The organism is Companilactobacillus huachuanensis (genome assembly GCF_005404815.1).
In the GTDB taxonomy this organism is placed as follows: Bacteria; Bacillota; Bacilli; order Lactobacillales; family Lactobacillaceae; genus Companilactobacillus; species Companilactobacillus huachuanensis.
On record NZ_BJDF01000002.1, the window covers coordinates 256,431 to 262,527 of the forward strand.

A 6,097-nucleotide genomic window follows, 5' to 3' on the forward strand; every position below is an offset into this window, starting at 1 on the left:
ACTACATCTCCTTTTTAGCTTTTAGATATCGGTAATTCCCACTTATATCTTTATGAAATTCTACAACATAATTGGGTAGATTATCACAAAAAATCTGTTTTATTGCATTTTTTTGTCGAAATCCGAACTCCATGTATAAAATTCCAGCATCAGAAAGGTAATTTTGAACTTTCTTAGTGATATTCTCATAAAATTCTAACCCATTATCTTGACCATATAAAGCCAAATCCGGTTCATACTTAATAACGCTTATATCCATATCCTTTTTCTCATCCTCAGCAATGTATGGTGGATTCGAAACGATGATGTCAAATTTCTGTGGTTCAATACTTTCAAACAAATCACTTTGCTCAAAAAAAATATTATTAGTTTGGTAATTCTCAGAATTTAGTTCGGCCACCTGCAAAGCATCGTTAGAGATATCGGTTGCCAAAATTTCATCATCAGGAAATTCCAAGCCCAACGTCACGGCAATAATACCGGACCCGGTTCCAATATCACAGATACTTTTTTGTTCTGGACCATGTTCTTCAATAATTTGTTGAACCATTTCTTCAGTATCTTGGCGTGGAATAAGTACGTTCTGATTAACTGAAAAGTTGCGATCCATGAAATATGCGTATCCCAAAATATACTGCACTGGCTCATCCATCATTAAACGAGCCAACCCATCCCGAAACTTACGCCAAATATCATTTGGAACATAATCATTTCGATGAAGTTGTAATTGTGTATAGTTGAAACCGCTTAATTCTTCCATTAAATACTGAGCATCTTCCGGAAATTTGTTTTGGTCCTTTAACATAGAAAAAGCCCTTTTCAGGGCGTTAGAATAACTTAGCTTCTCCACTTTGAATTTGCTCCAACTTCTTGGTTTGGTCATCAACAATCAAGGCACTAATGATTTCTCCCAAATCACCATTCATAATTCGGTCAAGTTTATTCAAAGATAACCCAATTCGGTGATCAGTAACACGGTTTTGGGGATAGTTATAAGTTCTGATACGTTCAGAACGATCTCCCGTACCAACCGCGGACTTACGTTGTTCATCGTATTCACTTTGATTTTCTGATTCATAATAATCATAAACACGTGATTTCAAAATTTGCATAGCTTTTTGACGGTTCTGTTGCTGTGAACGTTGATCCTGCATAGCAACAACAATACCTGTAGGAATATGGGTCATACGAACAGCTGATGATGTCTTATTGATATGTTGACCACCGGCACCAGATGAACGATAAACATCCGTTCTGATATCCTTGGGATCAAGTTCAAGATCAACTTCATCATATTCAGGCATAACGGCTACTGTAGCGGTTGATGTATGAACACGACCTTGAGATTCAGTTGAAGGAATACGTTGAACACGGTGTGCTCCATTTTCATACTTCAACTTCGAATAAACACTTGTACCAGTGATCATAACGGCGACATCTTTGTAACCACCGACCTCGGTATCAGTTTCATCAATGATGTCAAAGGTCCAGCCTTCTTTTTCAGCATATTTGCTGTACATACTCAAAAGATCAGCCGCAAATAAACTGGCTTCATCCCCACCAGCGGCACCACGAATTTCCATGATAATATTCTTATCATCATTAGGGTCCTTAGGCAGCATCAAAAGTGTAATGTTATGTTCAACTTCTTCAAGTTCTTTCTTTGAAGTCTCCATCTCATCTTTAGCCATTGATTGCATTTCAGCGTCGTCAGTTTCACGAAGAATCTCGTCACTGTCACTGATACTCTGTTTTAGTTCCTTATATCTTCTAAAAGCAGCAACAACGTCACGCATATCGGCTTCTTCTTTTGAATAGGCCATGTAACGCTTGGTATCATTGATAACTTCAGGATCACTCATTAATTCTTGAAGTTCTTGATATCTTTCAAGCAATGTTTCTAGTTGTTCAAATATTTTATCCAACTTAAATATCCTTTCTTCTATCTACTAGTCTTTATTGAGCATTGGAGGATGGTTATAGTGTCGACGGCAAACTGGATAGTACATTTCATTACCACCAATTGCAATCTGATCACCATCATAAACTGGTTTACCATTAGCCATACGCATATTCATTGTAGCTTTTTTTGTACAGAACCAGCAAATTGTCTTCATTTCTTCCAATTTATCAGCATACAATAAGAGATATTTTGTTCCTTCAAACAATTCATTTCTGAAATCGTTCTTCAAACCGAATGCCATTACGGGAATTCCTAAGTCATCCACAACTTGTGCGGCCTGCAAAACTTGGTCTTTACTCATGAACTCACACTCATCGATCAATACACAAGCCGCGTTTGGATTCTCTGACTTGACGATTTCAAAAACGTTGGAATCATCCTTCAAAGCAATCGCATCACGGTTCAATCCCATCCGACTCTCTATTCTTCCAGTACCTGAACGGGTGTCTAAAATACTAGTCATCAAAATAACTGACTTGCCTTGTTCTTCATAATTATGTGCTACTTTCAAAATCTCGATAGATTTTCCGCTATTCATAGCACCATACTTAAAAAATAATTGAGCCAAAATTACGCCTCCAAAAATATGTCCTACAAGATTATAACGAAAAAATGACGCCTTGAACACATTAAACATTAACCAAATTCAAACAAAATCAGCTAAAATAGAGGTTAGGTGTGATAATATTATTTTAATTAATTTAAATTCGGGGTTTTAGTAATGACATTCAAATCAGGAATAGCAACAATAACAGGCAAAACATCCTACTTTATCTTGAGTAAATTTTTCAACGGCGGCTCTTCATACCCTGGAAAAATTGCTTACAAGATTGATCCAGATATTTTAAAGAGCCTAGGCAAAGATTACGACTTGATCGTTGTTACCGGTACTAATGGTAAAACTTTAACAACATCTTTGATCAATAAGATGCTGATTCAAAAATTCGATGACGTGTTAACAAACCCAACCGGTTCTAACATGATTCAAGGTATCGTTACTAGTTTTGTGACTCATCACAAGAAGAGTAAACGTCCAATCGCAGTCCTTGAAGTTGATGAAGCCAATGTTCCCATCATTTGTAGCTACATTAAGCCTAAATATTTCGTGCTGACTAACATTTTCCGTGACCAAATGGATCGTTATGGTGAAATTTACACGACTTATCAAAAAATTCTTGACGGTATCAAGATGGCACCTGATGCAACAATTATTGCTAATGGTGATGCCGCAATTTTCTCATCAAAAGATTTACCAAACAAAGTCGTTTCATATGGATTCTCAGACAAGGGTCACGAAACAGAGGATTTCAAAGCTCCAACAAATACTGACGGGGTCCTTTGTCCAAAGTGTAATCATATTTTGCACTATCACATGATCTCATATGCTAACTTGGGCAGCTACTTCTGTCCCAACTGTGGATTCAAACGTAGTGAATTGAAATATCAAGTAAATAATATTTCAACTCTCTTACCTAACAAAACTGAATTCGAAATCGACGGCAACAAATTTACCATGAATATTGGTGGTAAGTACAACGTCTACAACGCTTTGGCTGCTTTTGCCATCGCCTCAGAAATGGGTATCAACGTGGAACAGATGCAAAAGGCCTTCACTTATGACGAAAAAGTCTTTGGGCGTCAGGAAACTATCAACGTTGACGGCAAGAATGTCAACATCATCTTGGTCAAAAATCCAGTCGGTTTGAATCAAGTTATTGAAACAGTCTTGAGTGACAAAGATCCATATACACTAGCCTTTCTGTTAAATGCTAATTACGCTGATGGAATTGATACTAGTTGGATCTGGGATGCCAACTTTGAAGATTTCGACTACCAAAAATTGCCATTAGTCATTACCGGCGGTAAACGTGTCAAAGACGTCACTTATCGTTTTAAGATTGCCGGTTTAGATATGAACAAGAATATCGAAACTGTTGAAATTGATGACTTTGTTAAAGAGATTCCAAATATTCCGACAGACAAAATGTATGTGCTTGCTACTTACACTGCAATGTTGGGATTAAGAAAAGCTTTGATGGATAAAGGATATATTAAACAAAAATAAAAATAGCCTCTTGGATTAAATAAAAAGTCCAAGAGGTTATTTTTATACCAAATTACTAAAGGTTGAAAGTTTAATTATGCCGTCTCCAGAGCTGAGAGTATTCAATTGCTGCGCGGAACGGCCCGAGCCAAAGTGCGGTCTCGAATCTCGGTTGAAGCCTCGCAAAACCCGCGAGTCTCCAACATACATATGCTTATTTATCACAACTCTCGTCTAAAAATGACTGTAAGATTGTTTCCCTACGTTCCAAAAATAATTGGTTTGTTTGAATTGGATGTACTCGGTTAGTCATAACAACCATGGCCGTTTGATGTTTATAATCGATTGCCAAGAATTCACCCGTATAGCCGGTGTGGAACAATACGTGACCAGAACCATCTGGTTTCACATCCCAACCAAGTGAACGACCAGGATTTAAATTAGTGAAATTGTGATACAAGAATTTTTTATCAGGCTTTAACATATTCTGGGCGAACTTCATTACATCATCAAGTGTCGCAAACATACCAGCAGAGCCACAGTGTTTCCCTAGTTGACGAGCCTTGGGATCATTAGCGATTCCTTGAAGCATTTGCCCAGCGACTTCATAAGTTGGTACACAACGCTTAGCATCTGGCTCAAATGTCGCATCTTTCAAACCTTCCGGTTCAATAATATATTTCATAATTGCGTCTTGAACAGGCATTTGATAAAACTTTTCAATTACTAATCCTAGAAAAATCAATCCAGTATCCGTGTAAACGACTTTTTTGTTAAAAGTATCGGTAACGGGTAATTTCAATAATGCCTGAATCAATTCATCAGTGTTCAAGGCATCGCGATTAGGGATAAAACCATGAATTCCTGAAGTATGAGTAATTAAATGAAATAATTCCACTCGTTTGTCAGAAAATTCCGGCAAATATTTATTAATAGGATCATGTAAACCAATCAATTTCTCATCTAACATCTTCAAAATCAAAGGCACAGTCCCCATCACCTTCGTTAATGAGGCCAAATCGTGCAATTCGTCTCCTTTTAAGGGTTTTATTTCTGGAACCCACTCTTTATTGCCATAAATGAATTTTTGCGTCTGAGCTGAATTTATGAAGCCAAAACTTGCTCCGGGAACGATTCTTTTATTAACCAAATCAATAATCTGTGCTTTAGTCTCTTCAAAATTTGCCATACAACTCTACCCTTCAATTTTTCAATAAGTAACGATTGCCGTTTCTATTACATTAAATTATAGACGTTTCACTAAAGATACGCATGGTGCTAGTTGAAAGTATGCCGTTTCCAGATTTGAGAGTATTCATATGCTACACGGTACGATTCGAGCCAAAAATCGGTCTAAAATCTCGGTTGAAGCCTTACCAAAGCCCGGTAAGTTTCCAACACGCCCGGTGGTGTAAGGACTAAAGTTCTAACACCACTTTCGCTGCAAATGAATACTCTCAGCTCTTCCAACTAGTTTTTTTATAATAGGAATGTCCAATTGTGATTTTAAATAAATTGAATTTAAAACTACCATGACATGGTCCATATCAATCTCTCATCTTATATAAAAGCAATTGAATATTTTTACTTGGCAAATTTCACATTCAATTAATAACGATCGACTAGACAGAAGAGATGGGATATTTAGCTAGCAACATGCGTACTAAAGATATATTCTAATCCATTTTCAAATTTCAAGATACAATCTATTGTCGTTAATCAATCCTCTCTTCTTTAACATTTAAATAATCAGAATATTTAGGCAAATGTTATACCAACAGCTTGAAAATTAGTCGGAAGGACTGAGAACATTTACCGGCTGTGGGTGTAGCGTTATGGCTTTAGCCATTACACCATCGAGCAAATTTTAAGATTTACCGAATTTTGATAAAGTTTAAAACCAAGGGACGAGACGAGGCCGCTGAAAAACTATAGTATTTTTTTAATAAGGATTCATGGAATTCAAAAATGGCACGTTAATTGATGTTTTTAACCAATTAGCGTGCCATTTTTTCTATTATTTACTTATTTTCTTTGCTTTTTTCCTTTAACAATTGTTGGATTCGTTTCATATTCACACAAAAAATCGT

5 protein-coding genes are annotated in these 6,097 nt (G+C 36.6%); 1 reads left to right on the forward strand and 4 read right to left on the reverse strand.

Annotated features, from left to right (window positions below):
• Position 1: 1 nt before the first annotated feature.
• From prmC to FFM71_RS02350, 3 genes are read right to left on the reverse strand one after another with little or no spacing between them, the layout of a single operon-like run.
• Positions 2 to 883 (reverse strand): peptide chain release factor N(5)-glutamine methyltransferase, encoded by an 882-nt coding sequence (prmC, locus tag FFM71_RS02340; protein ID WP_137610577.1) that lies wholly within the window; start codon positions 881 to 883, stop codon positions 2 to 4.
• The gene (prfA, locus tag FFM71_RS02345; RefSeq protein WP_137610578.1) at positions 828 to 1,925 is read right to left on the reverse strand and encodes a peptide chain release factor 1; all 1,098 of its coding nucleotides are present in this window, start codon (positions 1,923 to 1,925) and stop codon (positions 828 to 830) included. The genes prmC and prfA overlap by 56 nt, the downstream gene beginning before the upstream one ends.
• Positions 1,926 to 1,949: 24 nt before the next feature.
• Positions 1,950 to 2,531: a thymidine kinase gene (locus FFM71_RS02350; protein WP_137610579.1), complete on the reverse strand. Its 582-nt coding sequence runs from the start codon at positions 2,529 to 2,531 to the stop codon at positions 1,950 to 1,952.
• Positions 2,532 to 2,684: 153 nt separating this feature from the next.
• On the opposite strand from FFM71_RS02350, the gene FFM71_RS02355 reads away from it, so the two are divergent.
• Positions 2,685 to 4,028 (forward strand): Mur ligase family protein, encoded by a 1,344-nt coding sequence (locus FFM71_RS02355; RefSeq protein WP_137610580.1) that lies wholly within the window; start codon positions 2,685 to 2,687, stop codon positions 4,026 to 4,028.
• A 193-nt stretch (positions 4,029 to 4,221) separates the two neighbouring features.
• On the opposite strand, the gene FFM71_RS02360 is transcribed toward FFM71_RS02355, so the two are convergent.
• Positions 4,222 to 5,196, reverse strand: a complete 975-nt coding sequence (locus FFM71_RS02360; protein WP_137610581.1) for a serine hydrolase domain-containing protein — start codon at positions 5,194 to 5,196, stop codon at positions 4,222 to 4,224.
• Positions 5,197 to 6,097: the final 901 nt, after the last annotated feature.